This is a genomic window from Devosia sp., assembly GCF_014860165.1.
Lineage (GTDB): Bacteria > Pseudomonadota > Alphaproteobacteria > Rhizobiales > Devosiaceae > Devosia.
Window position 1 is genome coordinate 18,175 of record NZ_JACZKG010000067.1, and the last position, 20,734, is coordinate 38,908.

General features: G+C 64.9%; 21 protein-coding genes. 13 read left to right on the forward strand and 8 right to left on the reverse strand.

Annotated elements, in window-relative coordinates:
* Positions 1–13: 13 nt before the first annotated feature.
* On the reverse strand, positions 14–658 hold the full coding sequence (locus IH615_RS16235) for a response regulator transcription factor (RefSeq protein WP_291363400.1): 645 nt from the start codon (positions 656–658) through the stop codon (positions 14–16).
* Positions 655–2,034 carry a cache domain-containing protein gene (locus tag IH615_RS16240; protein WP_291363401.1) on the reverse strand — a complete coding sequence of 460 codons (1,380 nt, stop codon included), beginning with the start codon at positions 2,032–2,034 and terminating at the stop codon, positions 655–657. The genes IH615_RS16235 and IH615_RS16240 overlap by 4 nt, the downstream gene beginning before the upstream one ends.
* Positions 2,035–2,269: 235 nt before the next feature.
* Between IH615_RS16240 and IH615_RS16245 the strand changes: the two genes are divergently transcribed.
* Positions 2,270–3,370 (forward strand): TRAP transporter substrate-binding protein, encoded by a 1,101-nt coding sequence (locus IH615_RS16245; protein ID WP_291363402.1) that lies wholly within the window; start codon positions 2,270–2,272, stop codon positions 3,368–3,370.
* A gap of 156 nt (positions 3,371–3,526) precedes the next feature.
* Here the strand turns inward: IH615_RS16245 and IH615_RS16250 are convergent, their stop codons facing one another.
* Positions 3,527–4,918 (reverse strand): TRAP transporter large permease subunit, encoded by a 1,392-nt coding sequence (locus IH615_RS16250; protein ID WP_291363403.1) that lies wholly within the window; start codon positions 4,916–4,918, stop codon positions 3,527–3,529.
* Positions 4,918–5,481, reverse strand: a complete 564-nt coding sequence (locus IH615_RS16255; RefSeq protein ID WP_291363405.1) for a TRAP transporter small permease subunit — start codon at positions 5,479–5,481, stop codon at positions 4,918–4,920. The genes IH615_RS16250 and IH615_RS16255 overlap by 1 nt, the downstream gene beginning before the upstream one ends.
* A gap of 278 nt (positions 5,482–5,759) precedes the next feature.
* On the opposite strand from IH615_RS16255, the gene IH615_RS16260 reads away from it, so the two are divergent.
* The 6 genes from IH615_RS16260 to IH615_RS16285 all read left to right on the forward strand — a co-directional run bounded on the left by IH615_RS16260 (position 5,760) and on the right by IH615_RS16285 (position 10,345).
* Positions 5,760–6,359, forward strand: coding sequence for a helix-turn-helix domain-containing protein (locus tag IH615_RS16260; RefSeq protein ID WP_291363407.1), 600 nt, complete (start codon positions 5,760–5,762; stop codon positions 6,357–6,359).
* Between the two features lie 10 nt (positions 6,360–6,369).
* Positions 6,370–7,110, forward strand: a complete 741-nt coding sequence (locus IH615_RS16265) for an SRPBCC domain-containing protein (protein ID WP_291363409.1) — start codon at positions 6,370–6,372, stop codon at positions 7,108–7,110.
* A 74-nt stretch (positions 7,111–7,184) separates the two neighbouring features.
* Complete coding sequence (locus tag IH615_RS16270; protein WP_291363411.1) at positions 7,185–8,162, forward strand: carbohydrate kinase; 978 nt, start codon at positions 7,185–7,187, stop codon at positions 8,160–8,162.
* Between the two features lie 96 nt (positions 8,163–8,258).
* Positions 8,259–8,975, forward strand: coding sequence for a cytochrome c biogenesis CcdA family protein (locus IH615_RS16275; protein ID WP_291363413.1), 717 nt, complete (start codon positions 8,259–8,261; stop codon positions 8,973–8,975).
* 14 nt (positions 8,976–8,989) lie between these two features.
* The gene (locus IH615_RS16280) at positions 8,990–9,403 is read left to right on the forward strand and encodes a thioredoxin family protein (protein ID WP_291363415.1); all 414 of its coding nucleotides are present in this window, start codon (positions 8,990–8,992) and stop codon (positions 9,401–9,403) included.
* Between the two features lie 66 nt (positions 9,404–9,469).
* Complete coding sequence (locus IH615_RS16285; RefSeq protein ID WP_291363417.1) at positions 9,470–10,345, forward strand: cytochrome c; 876 nt, start codon at positions 9,470–9,472, stop codon at positions 10,343–10,345.
* On the opposite strand, the gene IH615_RS16290 is transcribed toward IH615_RS16285, so the two are convergent.
* On the reverse strand, positions 10,346–11,932 hold the full coding sequence (locus IH615_RS16290; RefSeq protein ID WP_291363419.1) for an L-aspartate oxidase: 1,587 nt from the start codon (positions 11,930–11,932) through the stop codon (positions 10,346–10,348).
* Between the two features lie 80 nt (positions 11,933–12,012).
* Between IH615_RS16290 and IH615_RS16295 the strand changes: the two genes are divergently transcribed.
* Complete coding sequence (locus IH615_RS16295) at positions 12,013–12,447, forward strand: hypothetical protein (protein WP_291363421.1); 435 nt, start codon at positions 12,013–12,015, stop codon at positions 12,445–12,447.
* On the opposite strand, the gene nadA is transcribed toward IH615_RS16295, so the two are convergent.
* Positions 12,444–13,511 (reverse strand): quinolinate synthase NadA, encoded by a 1,068-nt coding sequence (gene nadA / locus IH615_RS16300; RefSeq protein ID WP_291363423.1) that lies wholly within the window; start codon positions 13,509–13,511, stop codon positions 12,444–12,446. The two genes, IH615_RS16295 and nadA, sit on opposite strands and share 4 nt — an antisense overlap.
* A gap of 124 nt (positions 13,512–13,635) precedes the next feature.
* Here nadA and eda point away from each other — a divergent pair, with 124 nt between their 5' ends.
* The 3 genes from eda to modB are packed head-to-tail and all read left to right on the forward strand — an operon-like array spanning position 13,636 to position 15,695.
* Entirely contained in the window at positions 13,636–14,271 is a 636-nt protein-coding gene (gene eda / locus IH615_RS16305) for a bifunctional 4-hydroxy-2-oxoglutarate aldolase/2-dehydro-3-deoxy-phosphogluconate aldolase (protein WP_291363425.1), read from the forward strand.
* The gene (gene modA, locus IH615_RS16310) at positions 14,271–15,002 is read left to right on the forward strand and encodes a molybdate ABC transporter substrate-binding protein (protein WP_291363427.1); all 732 of its coding nucleotides are present in this window, start codon (positions 14,271–14,273) and stop codon (positions 15,000–15,002) included. Before eda ends, modA begins: the two co-directional genes overlap by 1 nt.
* A gap of 12 nt (positions 15,003–15,014) precedes the next feature.
* A complete protein-coding gene (modB, locus tag IH615_RS16315; protein WP_291363429.1) occupies positions 15,015–15,695 on the forward strand; it encodes a molybdate ABC transporter permease subunit in 681 nt (226 codons plus the stop codon).
* Here the strand turns inward: modB and ligD are convergent.
* Both ligD and IH615_RS16325 read right to left on the reverse strand, forming a co-directional pair.
* Entirely contained in the window at positions 15,692–18,271 is a 2,580-nt protein-coding gene (ligD, locus tag IH615_RS16320; protein ID WP_291363431.1) for a DNA ligase D, read from the reverse strand. The genes modB and ligD overlap by 4 nt on opposite strands.
* A 4-nt stretch (positions 18,272–18,275) precedes the next feature.
* On the reverse strand, positions 18,276–19,136 hold the full coding sequence (locus IH615_RS16325) for a Ku protein (RefSeq protein ID WP_291363433.1): 861 nt from the start codon (positions 19,134–19,136) through the stop codon (positions 18,276–18,278).
* A gap of 155 nt (positions 19,137–19,291) precedes the next feature.
* Here IH615_RS16325 and IH615_RS16330 point away from each other — a divergent pair, with 155 nt between their 5' ends.
* Positions 19,292–20,260: an SPFH domain-containing protein gene (locus IH615_RS16330; protein WP_291363474.1), complete on the forward strand. Its 969-nt coding sequence runs from the start codon at positions 19,292–19,294 to the stop codon at positions 20,258–20,260.
* 12 nt (positions 20,261–20,272) lie between these two features.
* Entirely contained in the window at positions 20,273–20,722 is a 450-nt protein-coding gene (locus IH615_RS16335; protein ID WP_291363435.1) for an NfeD family protein, read from the forward strand.
* Positions 20,723–20,734 lie beyond the last annotated feature (12 nt).

Genomic DNA, 20,734 nt, shown 5'->3' on the forward strand with positions numbered 1-20,734 from the left:
TAATTTTCGAGGATCAGTCGTCCGCCGCCATCAGGCCATGGTCGATGACATAGCGCGTCAGCCCCGCTGTCGTGCCGATGCCGAGCTTCTTCTTGATGTTCTTGCGGTGCGTCTCGACCGTGCGCACGGAAATATCGAGTTCGGCGGCCACGTCCTTGTTGGAGCGCCCGCGGGCGACGAGCAGCAGCACCGATTGCTCGCGCGTGGTCAGCGGCATGGCGGCGCTGGCCCGGCTGCCTTTCTGGAGGATGGCTTCGGCCACGCCCGAGGAGAAGTATGTGCCGTTGGCGGCCACGGCCTCGATCGCCGAAATGATCTCGGTCGGCGAGACGTCCTTGAGGATGTAGCCCGCGGCGCCATACATGACCGCAGTGGAAATGTACTCGCGGCTGTCATGCATGGACAGCATCAGCAGCCTTGTGCGCGGCAGCCGTTCGCGGAACAGTTCGATGGCATCCAGCCCGCTCAGTTCGGGCATGTTGATGTCCATCATCACCACATCGGGATTTTCTGTTTCGGCCAGGGCCAGCGCTGCATGGGCTGAGCGCACGGCACCCACCACCCGGATATGGTCGAAGGTTTCCACCACCGAGCGGATGCCCTCGAGCACCAGCGGATGGTCGTCGCAGATCAGAACTTTGATGGGGCGGTGGGTCATGCGGGGACGGGATCGGGCTTGCTGGTGACATAGGTGGATTTGGGCAGCCTTGCCCTGAGCGTGGTGCCGCTAGCGCTGGTGCGTACCTCGAGCGATCCGCCGAAATGCTCCATGCGTTCCTGCATGTTGCGCAGGCCCAGCCCCCGGCTGCGCTTGGCCGGCAGATGAGCAAAGCCCTGGCCGTTGTCCTCGATCAGCATCTGCGGGCCATTGCCGGCGCTGGTGATGACGACGCGCACCCTGGTGGCGTTGGCATGGCGTTCGATATTGGTCAGCGCCTCCTGCGCCACCCGATAGAGCGCCGTGCGGGCCTCGGGCAGGATCATGTTCTTGAAGGCGACGGATTTGAGTTCGACTGTCACCCCGGTGCGCTCGGCAAAGCTGTCCGTCAGGGCCTCCAGCGCCGCGGTCAGGCCCAGATCGTCCAGCATGCCGGGTCGCAGGTCATGCGAAATGCGGCGGACCTCCCTGATGGCAGTGTTGAGCCCCTGCCGCCCCCGCTCGATCACCTCAGCGGTGTCACCAGCGCCCGTGCGGACCTTGGTGGCGGCCAGATCGAGCATGTAGCGTGCGGCCACCATGGTCTGGGAGATGCCATCATGCAGTTCGCGGGCAATGCGGGCCCGCTCCTCCTCCTGGGTATCGACCACCCGCTGCGCCAGTTCCTTGAGCTTGCTGTCGGCCAGCCGCCTTTCGCGCAGGGTGATGAGGAAACTGGTGAGGAACACTGCAAAGACGATGGGCACGGTGATCGCCGCGACGATGATGAAGGTGGTGTCGATATGGCTGCGCAGGTCGGCCTCGGCCGCGGCGGTCTGGGCAAAGACATCGTCCAGGTAAACGCCGGTGCCCAGCATCCAGCGCCACTTGTCGAGCCCCACGGCAAAGGACAGCTTGTCGGCGACCTGGCCGGTCGAGGGCTTTTCCCATTTGTACTGATGCAGCCCGCCGCCTTCCTTGGCGCGCTCGATCAATTCGTAGATCACGCGGTTGCCATCGGGATCGGTCAGGTGCAGCCAGTTCTGGCCCTGCCGGAACGCCTGGCGCGGGTGGACGATATTCACCCCGTCATAGTCGTAGGCGAAGAAATAGCCGTCCGGCCCGTAGTCAAGCGCCGAGAGAATGGCCTGCACGCGGCTCTTGGCGGCCTCGTCATCGGCGTCGGCGGCTTTATAGATGTCGGCAATGGCCGAGACGGCCATGTTGGTCAGGTTGAGCAGCTCGCTTTCCTTGGCTTCCAGCAGGTTGCGCTCGAAGGTTGCGATGCTGGCCCGCGCCAGCTGGGTCGACTGCGAGGTGACGAGCGCGGTGATGGCCAGGATGGCCAGCACCAGCGGCAGTACCGACAAGACCAGGATCTTCTGTCTGAGGTTCATGATTGCGCCCCGGCTCCTCCTCTCGAGCACGCTATCCTAGCATGGCTGGGCCATGTCGATCTGCGTATTAGTGGGTAGACCGGCGACGAGAGTGCAGCGGCAGGTGCGGCCCGCTCTGGACACGTGCAGCGTGGAGCGCAACTCTGTCGCCGACACGAGTCCGCCCACGTGCCGGAATGGGAAACAGGCGGCGAGTCAAGACGCGCGGCATCAACGCCGCTCCTAGGGAGGAATCATGAAAAGACGCGAGTTCTTCAAATCGGCATCGGTTGCCACGATCGGCGCCGCCGCGGCCGCGACGCTGGCCACGCCAGCCATTGCGCAGGGCAATATCAATTGGCGCATGGTCACCACCTGGCCCAAGAACTTCCCGGGCCTCGGTGTTGGTGCACAGCGCCTCGCCGATCGCATCACCGCCGCTTCCGGCGGGCGCCTCACCATCCAGGTCTTCGCGGCCGGCGAAATGGTGCCGGGCCTGCAGGCGCTGGATGCGGTGATCGACGGTTCGGCCGAAATGAGCCATGGCGCTGCCTATTACTGGCAGAACAAGAGCCAGGCCCTCAGCTTCTTCACCGGCGTGCCCTTCGGCATGACCAGCCGTGAAATGAGCGGCTGGGTCCGTCACATGGGCGGCCAGGAAATCTGGGACGAGATCTACGACCAGTTCGGTCTGCAGGGCTTCCTGTCGGGCGATACCGGCACCCAGGCGGGCGGCTGGTTCAAGAACGAGATCACCGGCCTTGCCGATGTGCAGGGCCTGCGCTTCCGTACGCCGGGCCTGGGCGGCCAGGTGTGGGGCAAGCTCGGCGCTTCGGTGACCAACCTCGCTGCCGGCGAAATCTTCGCCGCCCTGCAGTCGGGCACGCTGGACGCCGCCGAATTCGTCGGTCCCTATAACGACCTGGCGCTCGGCTTCTACCAGATTGCCAAGAACTACTACTTCCCCAGCTTCATCGAGCCGGGCCTCGCCACCGAACTGGTTGTCGACAAGGCCAAGTTCGCTGCGCTGCCGGCCGACCTGCAGGCCCTGGTCAAGGATGTCTGCCAGGCCGAATACGACAACGTCGCTGCCGACTTTGCCGCCAACGACCCGCGTGCCCTGCAGTCGCTCATCAACGAGCACGGCGTGCAGATCAAGCAGTTCCCCGAGGAAATCCTCGAGGCTGGTGCCAAGGCAGCAGCGGAACTCCTCACCGAGATCCGCGAGAGCGGCGACGCCCTCACCAAGAAGACGGCCGAGAGCTTCATCGCCAACCTAAATATCGTGCGCCAGAAGACCGAAGGCACGGACTCCCTGTTCCTGGCAGCCCGCCAGAAGTACTTCACGCTGAGCTAAGCCCAGGGCACAGCGCCAAACCTGACGGCCCCACCGCTTCGGCGGTGGGGCTTTTTGTTGGCCGAAGGTCGAGGGTCTGTCGCTGTGTCGTCGCCAAAGAGAAGGGCCCGGATGGTGATGCCATCCGGGCCCCTGGTTTCGTGAAGGCCTCGTGCCTCAGTGATAGATCAGCCTGGGCAGCCAGGTGATGAGATCGGGGAAGAGGAACAGGACAGCCAGCCCCATCATCTGCAGGAGTACGAAGGGTACCACGCCCTTGTAGATCATGCCGGTGCTCACCCGGGACGGCGCCACGCCACGCAGGTAGAACAGGGCGAAGCCGAAGGGCGGGGTGAGGAAGCTGGTCTGCAGGTTCACGCCCACCATCACGCCCAGCCAGATCGGATCGACGCCCAAAGCCAGCAGCACCGGCGCGGTGATCGGGATCACGATAAAGATGATCTCGAACGTGTCGAGGATGAACCCGAGCAGGAACATGATCAGCATGACGATGATGGTGGCGCCGATCGCCCCACCCGGCATGGACGAGAGGAATTCATGCACCAGGTTGTCGCCGCCCATCATGCGGAAGACGATCGAGAACACCGCCGCACCGAACAGGATGATGAAGACCATCGAGGTGATGGTTGCCGTCGAGATGACCGCCTGGCGCAGGATGGCGAAGCTCAGCTTCCAGCGCAGGGCCGTCAGGATGATGGCGCCCACCGAACCGACCGAAGCGGCTTCGGTCGGGGTGGCGATACCGGCCAGGATCGAGCCGAGCACGGCCAGGATCAGCAGCAGCGGCGGGATCAGCGCAACCACGACTTCCTTGAGCAACCCGGCCTTCTCTGCCTCCGGCACCGGCGTTGCCGGGCAGGATTTGGGGTCGGTGACGGCCTTGAAGATGACCCAGCTGGCATAGAGCCCCACCAGCAGCAGGCCGGGAATGATGGCGCCGGCAAAGAGCGCGCCCACCGAGACCGGCTCCGGCGCGAAGTTGCCCTTTTCCATCTGCACCTGGGCGTTGATGCCCGAGAGCATGTCGCCCATGAAGATCAGGACGGTGGAGGGCGGGATGATCTGTCCCAGCGTGCCCGAGGCGCAGATGACGCCCGTAGCCAGCTTGGGGTCATAGCCGGCGCGCAGCATGGCGGGCAGCGAGATGAGGCCCATGGTGACCACGGTGGCGCCGACCACGCCTGTCGAGGCGGCCAGCAGGGCGCCCACCAGGATCACCGAGAGGCCAAGGCCGCCGCGCAGGTTGCCGAACAGCTTGCCCATGGTGAGCAGCAGCTGCTCGGCAATGCCGGATCGCTCCAGCATCACGCCCATGAAGACGAAGAGCGGCACGGCGACCAGCACTTCATTGGTCATCAGGCCGATATAGCGGCCGGCGAGCGAACCATAGTTCGAGGGGTCATAGACACCCAGCCACCAGCCAACGAGCCCGAAGAGCAGGGCGGTGCCGGCGAGGGAGAAGGCGACGGGAAAACCGAGCATCAGCACGCCGATGACGCCCAGGAACATCAGGCCGGCGAGGATTTCGCCAATGAGAACGGGATCCATCAATGGGCTTCCTTGGCGTCGCGGGCGCCGTAGCGCAGGTCATCGGGCAGCAGGTCCTCGCGGTCGGCCAGCACCAGGATGGCGCGGGCGGCCATGGCCAGGCCCTGCAGCCCGACGAGAAGGCAGAACACCAGGATGAAGCTCTTGAGCACGAACAGTCCCGGCATGCCGCCAATATTGCCCGAGCCCTCATAGTAGCTCCACGAGCGCAGCACCGCGGGGGAGGTGTAGGTGTAGACCACGTAGATGAACGGGAGCAGGAACAGCACGACGCCGATCAGGTCGGCGATCGCCTTCCGCCGCACCGGGGCAGGCCGGTAGAAGATATCGACACGCACGTGGTCGTCGCGCATCAGCGCGAAACCGGCGACACCGGTAAACATGGCGCCACCCAGCCAGACATAGAGATCCTGCATCCACAGCGTCGATGTGCTGAAGGCGTAGCGCTGTACGACGACGCCGAAACAGACCAGCACGCAGCCCAGCGCCAGCCATGACAGGACTTCGCCGACAACGCGGTTCAGACCGCTGATCGTGCGGACAAGCAAAGCAAGAGCCTGCAATTTATCCTCCCCTCTCCCCCGGGACGTTCCCGGCATGCTTGAGCCGATTGTTCGGCATATTGCCGTGAGGTCACCACGGTTAGTCGCCTACCGCAAGATGCGCGGCATTGGCGCTGACCGATAGGGGAAAGCCGCCCACGCCACAACGGCGAGCGGGGACGAAGTGGCGCGGCGCCCGTAGTAGTGGGTAGGCGTGGCCGTGCCGCGGTCGAGCAGGAATGGCGCGCTGCCGCCTTCCGTCATTTGACAGATTTATTTGTCTAATGTAGCGTTGGGGCATGAGCGATGTATCATCTACGGTGCTGATCGAGGATGCCGACAGGGCGCTGCTGGCGCTCGATCCGGTCAAGCGCCGCCTGCTTGCGGCATTGCGCGAGCCCGGCTCGGCGGCAGGCCTGGCCAAGAAGCTGGCCTTGCCGCGCCAGCAGCTCGGCTATCACCTGCGGGCGCTGGAGCAGGCCGGATTGGTGCGACTGGTCGAGGAGCGCAAACGGCGCGGCTTCGTCGAACGGGTGCTGGTGGCCGCCGCGGACGCATTCGTCCTCGATCCCGCCATGCTGGGCGCCGGTTTGGCGGTCGATGCGCAGGACCGTCATGCCGCGGCCCATCTGGTCGAGGCAGCGGCGACGGTAGTCCGCGAGGTGACGCGCATGCGCGGCGCCGCCGAGGCGGCCGGGCAGCGGCTGCTCACCTTCACCATCGAAGCCGATATCGGCTTTGCTCAGCCGCAGGATTTCGAGGATTTCACCGGCGCCCTGGCCAAGGCCGTTGCAGAACTGGCTGCCCGTTATCCGCGGCTGCCCGACACGCGCGGCTACCACCTGGTCATGGGCGCCCATCCGGCCGTGGCCAACCAGCCGGCCAAGCCCATCAATTGAGGAGCATGCCATGAGCGAGAACCCCAGGCAGGTCATTGTCGACATCACCATTGCGGCACCCATTGAAGCCGTCTGGGCTGCCCTGCGCGACCCGGCGCAGATCGCCAACTGGTTCGGCTGGGATGCGCCGGGTCTCGCCGAGGAGATCAAGTTCATTTTCCAGGATGGCGCTGCTGTCGACGAGGCGAGACATGTCGTCGAGTTCAGCGAATGGGAGGGCATTCGTGACGTTGTCGAACTGACCCGGGACGGCAAGCAAACGCGCCTGCTGCTGACTCGCGCCGGCGGGGCACCGATCGACTGGACCGGCGTCTATGAGGATATCACCCAGGGGTGGATCAACTTTTTCCAGCAGTTGCGGCTGGCGCTGGAACTGCATCCGGGCGAGGACCGTCGCACCATCTTTCTGTCGGGGTCGAGCAAGCCCGGCATTGGCGAGCCGACGACGGAACTGGGCCTTGGTGAAGTCGCCGACCTGGCGCCGGGACAGGCCCATGCGGTTGGGCTGGGCACGGGCGACAGCGCCTCGGGCAAGATCTGGTACCAGACCCATTTCCAGACTGCGCTCACCGTCGAACAGTGGGGCAACGGACTGCTAGTCGTCACCGACAAGGGCATTTCCGACAGCCGGCTGCATGGCGGCGGCTCGGTGCTGCTCACGACCTATGGCCTGGAAGACACCGAATTCCGTGCGCTGGAGCAGCGCTGGAATGACTGGTGGTCCGCTCGCTATCCCAAGTCCTCGAACTGAGCATTCGCTCACGCCGCTGGTGACAGGCTCACCAAAAATGCTATGTCGCTGCCGACTGCGCTGGGAGGCACTGCATGTTTGTCGTTGGTGGGGAAAGCCTGATCGATCTCAAGGCCGAGGTGGCGCTGCCTGATGGCGCGCTGATCGGTCGCGACGGCGAAGGCCAGATCGTGATGACGGCCCATCCAGGCGGCTCGCCCTATAACTGCGCCATCGCGCTGGCCAAGCTGGGCAATCCGACGGGCTTCCTCTGCCCCATCTCGGCGGACGCCTTTGGCGACTATCTGCTGGGTCCGCTCAACGAGGCCGGGGTCAAGCCGCTGCTGACCGAGCGGGTCAGGGAATATACCACCCTGGCCGTGGTCAATTTCGATGCCAACCACAATGCCCGCTACGGTTTCTATCGTTCGGCCGATGGCGCCATCGAGGCGGCCAAGGGCATAGCGGCGCTGCCGGAAAAGCTCGATCTGTACCAGATCGGCGGCTTCTGCCCAATCAAGCCTGACGAGGCCGCCATCTGGCTCGAGATCGTCCAGGCGGCCATCGCCAGGGGCGCCACCATTTCCATCGACCCCAATGTGCGTCCGAGCCTGGTTGATGATTTCTCGGGCTACAAGGCGCGGCTCTCCACCTTCCTCGATCTCGCCCATGTAGTGAAAGTGTCCGAGGAAGACCTTGAGGCGCTCGACAGCGCCAAGGATATAGAGCAGCACGCCGCGGACCTGCTGGCGCGTCCCAATTGCCAGCTCGTCGTGGTGACGCTGGGCGACAAGGGCTCGCGCGCCTTCACCGCCGCGGGCAAGGCCCAGGCGGCGATCTATGCGCCGCCGGTCTTCGGTGACACCGTTGGCGCCGGCGACAGCCTGATGGCGGGTATTCTGTCCTGGCTGCACGAACGCGGGCTGCTCAAGCCCGGCAAGCTCGATGGATTGGGCGAGGGCGCACTCTCGGACATGTTGCGTTTTGGCGCGGTGGTGGCCGGCATCAATTGCGGCCGCAAGGGCTGCAAGCCGCCGACCCGCGCCGAGGTCGATGCCGTACTGACGGCGTGATGGTAACGCGCAGTTGATCCAGGCATAAGAAACCATCCGCCCCCACGGCGCGAATAGAGCGTAACCGATTGGTTCGCTTCTTGCTGCGGGGTTGCTGTGCTCGATCTGATCTTCGCCTATGCCGCGGGCCTGCTGACGCTGCTCAATCCCTGCGTATTGCCGCTGCTGCCGCTCATCGCTGCTGGCGCCGTGGCTCGCCATCCGCTGGGGCCGCTGGTCATGGCCGCTGGCATGGCGGTCAGTTTTACCCTGGCCGGCATGGGCGCTTTCGCCCTCACCCGGGCAACCGGGCTCCCGCAGGAGGACATCACCCTGGCGGCGGGCTGGTTGATGATCCTCTTCGGACTGGTCCAACTCATTCCTCAGGCGCAGGCCAGCTTCGGGCGCCTCGCGGGTGCTGCCGCCGGTGGCGGCACAAGGCTGATCGGCCAGGTGGAGGGCAAGGGGCTGCTGGGCGAGGCGCTCGGCGGCGCATTGCTGGGCCTGGCCTGGTCACCCTGCATCGGCCCCACCCTGGGGGCGGCGATCGGCCTGGCGGCGCAGGGCGAGAATCTGGGTTTCGCCTTTTCCATCATGGTCATGTTCTCCGCCGGTGCCGCCACGGTCATGCTGGCGCTGGCCTATGGCACGAGATCGCTCATTTCCGGGCGCAAGGCCCTGCTGGCGCGCATTACGCCGCATGCCAAGACCCTTCTGGGTTGGGGGCTCATCGTGGTGGGTCTCGCCATCGTCTTCCAGCTCGATCGACTGGCAGAGGGCTGGGCCCTGGCCGTGTTGCCTGCCTGGTTCACCGACATTTCCGTTAGCATCTAGCAAAGGACTTCCCCATGCCTGTCAGCCGCCGCTCCGCACTCGCCCTTATGGCAGGAATTGCTGCCTGGACGGTCATCCGCCCGGCCAGCGCCGCCACATCCATCATCACCTATAGTGAAACAGCCCTTGCCGAGCTCGCCGCGGGCAACCAGCCCTATCTCATCGACTTCTTCGCCACCTGGTGTTCCACCTGCGCTGCGCAGGAGCGGGTGTTGCAGGAGCTTGCCGAAGCCAGTCCGGCTTACGCGGCCATCCCCATCATCCGCGTCGATTGGGACCAGCACAGTCGGGGCGACCTTGTGCGCCAGATGGGCATTCCGCGCCGCTCCACGCTGGTGCTGATGCGGGGGACGACTGAACTGGGGCGGCTGGTCGCCGACACCAGGCGGGATGCCATCGCGGGACTGCTCGACCTCGCAGGCAGTTGATTTCCTTGGCGATTGCGTCCCGACTCCACCTCTGCTTGTATTGATTCAGGCAGGGCGGGGGCTTTCATGCGGCGTTGGCTGGTGGTTCTGGGTGTGCTCGCGGTCGTTGGTATCGGGGCCGCGGTCTATTTCCTCAAGCCGGTCACGGGTCCCGCGCGGGACCTGACGCTGGTCGGCGATGCCGAGCGTGGCAATTATCTGATCCGGCTGGGCGGCTGCATTGCCTGCCACACCGATGCGGCCAGCGGCCGCGCCTTCCTGGCTGGCGGCGCGGGGCTCACAACGCCGTTCGGCACCTTCGTGCCGCCCAATATTACCTCCGATCCCACAGCCGGCATCGGCGACTGGACGCTGGCGCAGTTCTCGGACGCGATGAGTAACGGCATGGGGCCGCAGGGGCACCTCTACCCGGCCTTTCCCTACGAAAACTACACGCGGATGAGCGACCAGGAGATAGCCGATCTCTATGCGGCGCTGATGGCGACCGAGCCTGTCAGCGAACCGGCGGCGGCCAGCCAGGTTCCATTTCCCTTCAATATCCGCCTCGCCATGGCGGGCTGGAAGAACCTCTTCTTCTCGCCCGCGCGGTTCGTGCCGGAAGAGGGACGGTCGGAGGCCTATAACCGGGGCGAGTACCTGGCCTATGGCCCGGCCCATTGCGTCGCCTGCCATACGCCGCGCAACGCCCTTGGGGCGCTGGACTGGGGCAAGGCCCTTACCGGCTCACCCGGCGGCACTGGAGGCAAGGCGCCGGCCATCACCCGCGACGCGCTGCTCGGGCAAGGCTACGACCAGGACCTGCTGGCGCAGACGCTGCTCGATGGCTTCACGCCCGGCTTTGATGTGCTTGGCGGACCGATGGGGGAAGTCATTGCCGATTCAACTTCCCAATGGACCGAGGCCGATCGCGCCGCGATTGCCGAGTACATGCTGACGGAGTGATCAGGCCCCGGCACGAATGGCGAGGGCTTCCTCCAGCGTCATGGTGGTGTGATGTTCCCAGCCCTCGTCGGTCTGCGGGAAATCGGTGCGGAAGTGCCCGCCGCGGCTTTCGGTGCGCTTGAGCGCGGCGGCGGCGACCATGGTGGCCGAGGTGGTCATGTTGAGATAGGCGCTCGTCACCTGCTCGGCCGTGGCCTCCAGATGGGCAATACGACGAAGGGCCAGCCGCAGGCCATCGGCGTCGCGTTCCACACCCACCAGGTCGGTCATGACACGCCGCAGGTCCTGCACGGCTATGGTGCCGCGCAGGACGTCCTCGGCCCGCTGGCCCTCTGCCTCGTCCCACTCTATGCCCTTGAACGGAGCGAGCTCCCTTGCAGGCTCCAGCCCGCCAATATCTTCGGCGATGCGCGCGCCGTAGACGGTGGCTTCGAGCAGCGAATTGGAGGCAAGCCGGTTGGCGCCATGCAGGCCGGTGCAACTGGCCTCGCCGCAAACCCAAAGGCCTGGCAGCGATGAGCGGCCGCGATCGTCCACCTTGACGCCGCCCATATGGAAATGCGCGGCCGGCGTGACCGGGATCATGCCGGCCACCGGGTCGATGCCAGCGTCCAGGCAGTATTTCGAAACCGTCGGGAAGCGGGTAAGGATGGCTTCGCCGAGCACCTGCCGCGTATCGAGGAAGACCTTCCGACCCGATTGGATCTGGCGGAAATTGGCGCGGGCGACCACGTCGCGCGGCGCCAGTTCGGCATCGGGATGAATTGATGGCATGAAGCGCTCGCCCAGGTCGTTGACGAGTATGGCGCCTTCGCCGCGCAACGCTTCGGTGGCCAGCGGGGCCGGGTCGGCACCGGTGGCGATGGCGGTGGGGTGGAACTGGACGAATTCGGCGTCGGCAATCAGCGCACCGGCGCGCGCGGCCATGCCCATGGCGTGGCCACGTACCCCGGGCGGATTGGTGGTGACGGCGTAGAGCCCGCCCAGGCCGCCGGCCGCCAAGACCGTGGCGCGGGCGCGGATGAAGACGGGCTCGGAATAGCGATCACCCAGTTTGCGGCAGAAGACGCCGACGATACGGCCATTATCGCGTGCCAGGCTCAGCGCGGTAATGCCTTCGACCACCCGGATGGACGGGGTGCGACGCACCTCGGCAATGATGGCCTGCATGATGGCCCAGCCGGCCCGGTCGCCCTCGACCTTGACAATGCGGTTCGCCGAATGGGCGGCTTCCTTGCCCAGTTCGTAATTGCCGAAATCGTCGCGATCAAAGGGTGTACCCCAGCGCGCCAGGTCCTCGATGCGGGCGGCGGCCTCCGCGGTGACGCTTTCGGCGGTGCCGTGATCGACAATGCCGGCGCCGGCCATTTCGGTATCCACCGCATGGGCGTGGCTGCTGTCGCCCTTGCCCACCGCCGCGGCCACGCCGCCCTGCGCCCAGGCCGACGACGCGCCCAGGCCGAGCGGCTTGGGCGACAGTACAGTCACCGGGCGCGGCGCCAGCTTGAGCGCGGTGAACAGACCCGCCAGGCCCGCGCCGACAATCAGCGCGCCATCGGCATTGAGCGTATTGTCGAAGGTGGTCATGGCTGGAGCGGCTCCGCTTGCAAGCTCTGTGGTTCTACGTAAGGTCCTTTCCCAGGGGAAGCTGGAGAGGACGGGTGGTCGTGGGCGGCGAAGACGGATTTGGCGAGGAGATGCAGAAGGGCTTTGCCGCCGCCGATGAGCTCGAAGCCTATACCAGTCTCTATCGCCTCGTGCTGGTCAGTTATGGCCATCGCTGCGCGCTGACCGGTGCACGCTTTGCCCCGCCCACCCTGTCCCTCCATCCCGACCTCGACGTCACCGCCATCCGACCGCGCGAGCAGGGTGGACCGCTCACCATCGCCAACTACCTGCCGATGCTGCATTCGTTGACGCCGGCCTTTCGCGACGGGCTGATCACCATCGCGGACGATTTCCGCATCCTCGTGCCACATCCGGACCTGCTGGATCGGGATACGCTGTCCGCGCTGCGTACCAGCCTGGTGCTGCCCGAAGAACCGCTCCGTCCCGGCGCGGAGTTCCTCGCCCATCATCGTCGCTACGCCCTGGGCGCCTAGTCGCCCTTCCGGCTCATCTCGATCATGCGCTCCACGGCCAGCCGCGCTGCCGGGATGATGGCAGGATCGACCGTCACTTCCTCGGTCATGGTGTGGAGGCTCCACAGCACGTTTTCGAGGTTGATGCGCTTCATATGCGGGCAGATGTTGCAGCCGCGCAGGAAATCAACGCCCGTGGTCTCCGACGCGACATTGTCCGACATGGAGCATTCGGTGACCATCACCACGCGCGGCGGCTTGTTGGTCTTGACCCAGTCGATCATGGCGGCGGTCGAGCCGGCGAAATCCACCGCGTCGATGACTTCGGGCGGGCATTCGGGATGGGCGATGATCTTGGCTGTCGGATAGGCGTGGCGCAGCTCGGAAATGTCTTCGGCCGTGAAGGTCTCATGTACCTCGCAGGCGCCGGCCCAGGTGATGACCTTCTTGGCGGTCTTCTTCGCCGTGTTGGCGGCAAGATACTGGTCGGGGATCATGATGACGGTGTCGCCATCGACGCGATTGACGATGTCGAGCGCATTGGACGAAGTGCAGCAGACGTCGGTCACCGCCTTCACCGCCGCCGAGGTGTTGACATAGGTCACCACCGGAACGCCCGGATATTTTTCCTTCATCATCAGCACGTCTTCGGCGGTGATGCTCTCGGCCAGCGAGCAGCCGGCGCGGCTGTCGGGAATGAGTACCGTCTTGTCCGGATTGAGCAATTTGCTGGTCTCGGCCATGAAATGCACGCCGCATTGCACGATGACCGACTGCTTGACCTTGGTGGCCTCGATGGCCAGCTGCAGGCTGTCGCCGACGATATCGGCGACGCCGTGATAAATCTGCGGCGTCTGGTAGTTGTGGGCGAGGATGACCGCGTCCTTCTCGCGCTTGAGCTGATTGATCTGGAAAATCAGCGGCGCATAGAAGGGCCATTCGATCTCGGGAATCTTGTCGCGCACCCGATCGAACACCTTCTCGGTGGCCCGCTCGATGGCCTTGGAGAATTTGAGGTCGAAGTGCTGGGACAGGATGGCGCGTGCCTCATCGAGGGGCGTCACGGCGTTGATCGTCTGCACCATGGTGCGTCTCCTCCCGAAGTCGTGGCGGAACCTAGGGATTTTTTCCGGGCTTTTCAATGAACGGGGTTGCGGGAATTTTGCCAAGCTCCTAACCGTTCCCCAACAGCACCGATGAGGACTGACCATGCCGCAAGACACCGCCGCCATCCGCTCCATCCTCTCGCTCGCTCCGGTTGTCCCGGTGATCATCCTCGATGATGTGAGCCAGGCGCGGCCGCTGGCCGAGGCACTGGTCGCCGGTGGCCTGCCGATCCTGGAAGTGACGCTGCGCACGCCCAATGCGCTCAAGGTGATGGAAGAGATGGCCAAGGTCACCGGCGCCATTGTCGGCTCTGGCACGGTGCGCACGGCGCTGCACATGAAGCAGTCGGTCGATGCCGGCTGCCGCTTCATGGTGTCGCCCGGCATTTCGCCGCGCATTCTCGATGCGGCCGACGATATCGGCATTCCGCTGCTGCCTGGCATTGCCACGCCCAGCGAGGCGATGACGGCGGCAGAGCGCGGCTATGGCTTCCTCAAATTCTTCCCGGCCGAAGCCAATGGCGGGGCGCCGGTGCTCAAGGCCTTTGCCTCGCCGCTGCCCGACATCACCTTCTGCCCCACCGGCGGCATCGATCCGGCCAAGGCCAAGGTCTATCTGGGGCTCTCCAATGTCATCTGTGTCGGCGGGTCGTGGATCATGCCGGCTGATGCGCTGGCGGCCAATGACTGGGCCCGCATCGAAGCCCTGGCGCGGGAAGCGAGCGCCTTGCGCGGCTGATGCGGCGGCTCGGGGCGGCACTGGCGCTGGCCGGGCTGATCAGCGCCCCGACTCATGCCGAAACCGTCCATGTCGCCGTTGCCGCCAATTTCACCGCGGTTGCCGAGCAACTGGCGCCGCTGTTCATGGCTGAGACCGGCCATGACGTGAGCTACAGCTTTGGCGCGACGGGTCTGCTCTACACCCAGATCAGCCAGGGCGCCCCATTCGAGGTGCTGCTCGCAGCCGATGCCGAACGGCCGCGCAGGGCGGTGGCCGAGGGGCTTGGCGTCGCGGGCACGGTCTTCACCTATGCCATCGGCGCGCTGGCGCTCTACAGCACCTCGCTGGACCTGAGCGACGGCAAGGGCGTGCTGGAAGCCGGCGATTTCGACAAGGTTGCGATTGCCGATCCCGCCACTGCTCCCTATGGCCGGGCGGCGCAGGAGACTATCGAGGCTTTGGGTCTCACCGATGCGATCACGCCCAAGCTGGTGACCGGCGAGAGCATCAGCCAGACCCTGCAATTCGTCGAGAGCGGCAATGCCGAAATCGGCTTCGTGGCGGCCAGCCAGGTAGTCGGCAAATCGGGCGTGTGGCTTGTGCCGGCCGATCTCCATGAGCCCATCCGCCAGGATGCGGTGCTGCTCAAGGCTGGGGAAGCTAATCCGGCCGCGACGGCCTTCCTTGATTTCCTGAGAAGCGATGCCGCCGTCGCCGTGATAGAAGCGTCGGGATACGTCATCGAGTAAACGGATCGTGGGATGAGTTTTGCCGATATCTGGCCGCCGGTCGGCCTGACGCTCACCCTGGCGACGATCAATACGCTCATCCTGCTGCTGCTCGGTACGCCCATCGCCTGGTGGTTGGCGCGCAGCAGGAGCCGGTATCGCGAACTGGTGGCGGCCGTGGTGGCCATGCCGCTGGTGCTGCCGCCGACGGTGCTGGGTTTTTATCTCCTGATCGTGCTCGGCCCCAATGGGCCCGGCGGCTGGATTGCCGGGCTCTGGGGCGGGCGGACGCTGGCCTTTTCCTTCACGGGCCTCGTCATCGGCTCGTTCTTTTATTCGCTGCCCTTCATGGTGCAGCCGCTGCGCAACGGTTTCGGCGCGATCGGCGAAGACGCGCTCGAAGTGGCGACGAGCCTGGGCGCCAGCAACTGGCAGCGCTTCTGGCGCGTGGCGCTGCCGCTGGCACGGCCGGGCTATATCACCGGCGCGGTGATGACCTTTGCGCATACGGTCGGCGAATTCGGCGTGGTGCTGATGATCGGCGGCAATATACCGGGCCAGACCAAGGTGATCGCCATTGCGCTCTACGACTATGTCGAGCGGTTGCAATGGGGCGAGGCGCATGTGCTGGCGCTGGGTATGGTGGTGTTTGCCTTTGTGGTGATCGCGGTGACGCTGACGATCGATCGTCGGGTCAACGTACCGATGCCCTAGCGCCTGGGCCCGTCCACCGCGCTCCACATGGCCTTGGTGATCGACTGGGTCGTGTCGAAATAGCCCTTCCACGGATCGGGCTGTTTCGCCCGTGCGGCGGCGTCGGCCAGGGTGAACTGGTTGGCGGCCTTGACAGTCGCCAACTCGTCCCAACTGACCGGCACCGCCGCCGGTGCACCCTGGCGGGAGCGACTGGACCAGGGAGCGATGGCGGTTGAGCCGCGCTCGTTGCGGAGGTAGTCGATGAACAGCTTGCCCTTGCGCTTGGCCTTGCTCATCGTGGCGACGAAGCGGTCGGGCTCGCGGTCGGCGAGGCGCTGGGCCAGGGTCTTGCAGAAGCCTTTGACCTCCGGCCATTCGGTCGTCGGGCGCAGTGGGGCAATGACGTGGATGCCCTTGCCGCCGCTGACCAGCGGGTAGCTCTGCAGCCCCCAGGCTTCGAGCTCCTTGCCGATATCGACCGCGGCGGCGCGGATATGCTCGAAGCCGAGCGCTTCGTCGGGGTCGATGTCGAAGATGATGCGCTCGGGCTTCTCGACATCCTTGATGCGCGACCCCCAGAGATGCCATTCGAGCACATTCATCTGCGTGCCGGCGATGAGGCCCGCCAGGTCCTCGATATAGAAATAGTCTTCCTTGCTGCCATCCTTTTCGGTGATCATCACCGACTTCATGGCATCGGGAAATCCCCCAGTGTCGTGCTTCTGGAAGAAGCAGTATTTGGCCCGCCCCTGCGGGCAGCGCAGCAGGCTCAGCGGCCGCTTCTCGACATAGGGCAGCATGCGCTCGGCGACGGCCGCATAGTAGGCGACCAGGTCGGCCTTGGTGACGCCCTGGCCGGGATAGATCACGCGATCGGGGCTGGTCAGCCTGATGCCGGCCGCCTCGGCGGCGGAAATGCCGGCCTTGCCGTTCAGCGGCGTTGCGGCATTTGGGGCTGCGGCTGGCTTTTCCATGCGCACGTCTCCCGCCGGCTTGTCCTCGCGCAGGGCAAGGAAAGACGGGTGGCGCAATATGCCATCGGGGGTGAATTCGGTGTAGCCGATTTCGGCCACCAGCTCCGGCGCCACCCAGCGCGCTGTCCGGGCGATGGCACGGGGCGCGTTCGCGAACGGGTTGGTCTTGCGGGCGCGGCTGTCGAGCTGCTGCTGCAGCTGCTGGGCCAGTTCCATATTGAAGCCGGTGCCGACGCGGCCGCGATAGATCAGCTTGCCGTCCTCCCAGGTCCCCAGCAGCAGGGAGGCGAAGGTCTTCTTCTTGCTTGAGGGCGACCAGCCGGCGACGACGAATTCCTGGCGCTTGCCTGCCTTGATCTTGAGCCAGGTGCGGGTGCGCTCGCCGCGATAGGGGGCGTCGGCCTGCTTGGCGATGATGCCCTCATGACCCTCACGGGAAACGCTGTCGAACACCTTCTGCCCATTGCCGGTGACATGGGCGGAGAACTGCACCAGCGAGGATGACTCCAGCTTGCCGAGCAGCTTCTCGAGCCTGGCCTTGCGTTCGATCAGCGGCAGCCGGGTGAGGTTCTCGCCATCGAGTTCGAGCAGATCGAAGGCAAAATAGGTGAGCGGGCCGCCATTGGAGAGGTGCTCCTTCAGCGTCGAGAAATCAGTGCGGCCCTTGTCGTCAAAGGCGCAGAGCTCGCCATCGATGAGCGCGGTGCCTTTGGTGATGCGGGCCAGTGGTGGCACGATGGCCTGAAACTGGGTGGTCCAGTCCTTGCCGGTGCGGGTAAACAGACGCACCTGGTCGCCCGCGACGGCGGCGAGGCACCGATAGCCGTCATATTTCATCTCGAAGACCCAGTCTGAGCCTTCAGGGACTGATGTCACGAGGGTCGCCAGCTGCGGCTCGCGGAAGGCGGGCAGGGCGCCGCGCTTGGCCTTGGCCTTGGCCGGGGCTGGATTGTCGGCGGTCTTGTCGTCGTCGGAATGCCAGACCGCGTCATCGGGTGTCTCGGTCTTCTTCTTCGACTTCAGCCCCTTGGCAATGCCGTCGAGGTCGCGGCCAGTGGAAACGGACTTGGTGAAGCGTTCGGTCAGCGTCGCCTCGTCCCTGGCATAGTCATCCTTGTGCTTGATCAGCAGCCAGTTCTCGCGCGGCGGGCCGGATTTTCGCTTGCTGTCGCGGCCCTTCATGTGGACGAGCACCCATTCGCCCTTCATGCGGTGGCCATTGAGCTTCATCTTGAGATCGCCCTCTTCGAGCCCCGCATGCGGATCACCGATCGCCTCCCAGGTGCCCTCGTCCCAGAGCATCACCGTGCCGCCGCCATATTCGCCCTCGGGAATGGTGCCTTCGAAGCTGCCATAGTCGAGGGGGTGGTCTTCGACGCGGACGGCGAGGCGTTTGTCGGCGGGATTGTCCGATGGCCCCTTGGTCACCGCCCAGCTCTTGAGCACGCCATCGAGCTCGATGCGGAAATCGTAATGCAGGCGGGTGGCGTCATGCTTTTGCACGACGAAGCGATAGCCCTTGGCACTGCCGGCAGCGGCTTTGCCCGATGGCTCCTGCGTCCTGGTGAAGTCGCGCTTGGCCTGGTATTCGCGCAGCAGGGTGTCGGCTTTGCTGGCCATGAGCTCAGCTCGCCTTCTTGCGCGGGGCAGCCTTCGCCTTGGCGGCGGGCTTCTTCGCCGGGGCCTGCTTGCCGCCTTCGAGGGAGGATTTCAGCGCCGCCATCAGGTCCACCACGTTGGACTTGGTCGGCCTGCTCTCGGGCGGCTCGTCCCTGGCGGTGATCTTCCTGCCCTTGTTCTTGAGCTTGCGGGCGATCAGCTCGCGCAGGGCGCTTTGATAATGGTCCTTGAACACCTTGGCATCGAATTTGTCGGTCTTCTTGTCGATCAATGCGGTGGCGACCTCCAGGAGATCCGCATCGGCCTTCTTGGCCGGAATGTCGGAGAAATAGGGATCGGCCTTGCGCAGCTCGTCCTCGTAATGCAGCGTTTCGAGCAGCAGGCCCTTGCCGGCCGGCTTGATGGCGACAAGGTATTCCTTGCCACGCAAAGCAAGCTGGCCGAGCCCGACCTTGTCGGCCTGCCGGAGCGCATCGCGAATGACGATGAAAGCGTCTTCGGCGAGCTCGTCAGACGGCACCATGTAATAGGGCTTGTCGTAGTAGAGCGGATCGATCTCGTGGCTGTAGACGAACTGGGTGAGATCGAGCGTCTTGCGGGTCTCCAGCTTGACCGCGTCGATCTCCTCGTCGGTGAGCAGGACATAATCGTCCTTCTCATATTCAAAGCCCTTCATGATCTCGTCCTTGTCGACGGGACCGATGCCATCCACCACTTTTTCGTAATGGACAGGCTTGCCTGAAGGCTCGTGAATCTGGCGGAAGCTGGGCTTGGCGTTGGCTTTGGTGGCCGTATAGAGTTCCACTGCTATCGACACGAGCGAGAGGCGCAGCTGGCCTTTCCAGATAGGGCGTGAAGCGGGCATGGCGGGGCTCTTGGCGACGGGAAGATGCCGCTGCAACGGTTGCGGGCGGGGCTTTGTTCCGCCGGCCGGCGTTGCGCGCCGGCATGGGCGACCCTAAGGTCGGCGCCATGAAGGACAAGGGAGAATCGGCGATGGAAATCTTTGAGGGCCTGGCACTGGACGGGCTCAGCATCACGCTGATCGGCCTTGGCATCCTGGCGCTGCTGGTGCTGTTCGCGGGAGCGAAAACGGTGCCGCAGGGCTACAACTACACCGTCGAGCGGTTCGGCAAATATACCCGCACGCTCAAGCCCGGCCTCAACCTGATCGTGCCGTTCATCGACAGCGTCGGCAAGAAGATCAATGTCATGGAGCAGGTGCTCGACGTGCCCCACCAGGAGGTGATCACGCGCGACAATGCCTCGATCACCGCCAATGGCGTGACCTTCTACCAGATCCTCGATGCGGCGGCGGCGGCCTATGAGGTGTCCAACCTCGAAAACGCCATTCTCAACCTGACCATGACCAATATCCGCACGGTGATGGGATCGATGGACCTGGACGAGCTTTTGTCCAATCGCGACGAGATCAACCATCGCCTGCTCAAGGTGGTGGACACGGCGGTGTCGCCCTGGGGCGTCAAGATCACCCGCATCGAGATCAAGGACATCGACCCACCCAAGGACCTGGTGGATTCGATGGGGCGGCAGATGAAGGCCGAGCGCGAGAAGCGTGCCGCAATCCTGGAAGCAGAAGGTCGCAGGCAATCTGCCATCCTGCAGGCAGAAGGCGCCAAGCAGGCCCAGGTGCTGGAAGCCGAGGGCCGCAAGGAGGCGGCGTTCCGCGATGCCGAGGCGCGCGAGCGCTCGGCCGAGGCCGAAGCCAAGGCAACCACGATGGTCAGCGATGCCATCGCCAGCGGCAGCGTGCAGGCCATCAACTACTTCGTGGCAAACAATTATATCGAGGCGCTGGGCAAGATCGCCACCTCGCCCAATCAGAAGGTGCTGATGCTGCCGCTGGAGGCCGCCAGTGTCATCGGCTCGATCGGCGGCATTGCCGAGATCGCCCGCGAGACCTTTGGCGGGGCCGCGCCGTCGACCCCAGTTCGTCCCAGCCGGCCACCATCGGCCGGCCAATCGTAACGGAGGCGGACCATGCAGGTGATCGACTTCATCGCGGGCAACGGGCCCTGGGCCTGGATCGTCGCTGGGTTGGTGCTGCTGGCGCTTGAGCTGGTGGTACCCGGCGGGTTCCTGCTGTGGATGGGGATTTCGGGCATCGTCACCGGCATCGTCGCGCTGCTCTGGGCTATCGGCTGGCCGCTGCAATGGCTGATCTTTGGCCTGCTGTCGCTGGTCAGCATTGCGATCTGGGTCCGCTGGACCCGCAGCCGGCCGGCGCCGACGGACCGCCCCTATCTCAACCTGCGGGCCGAACATCTGGTCGGCCAGGAGGCGGTGCTCGAACAGGCGATCGAGCAGGGCTTCGGCCGGGTGGTGCTAGGCGATACGGTTTGGCGGGTATCGGGCGCCGACCTGCCGGCGGGCCAGCGCGTGCGCATCATTGGCAATGAGGGCGCCGTGCTCAAGGTCGAGGCGGTCTGAAAACCGGACTGG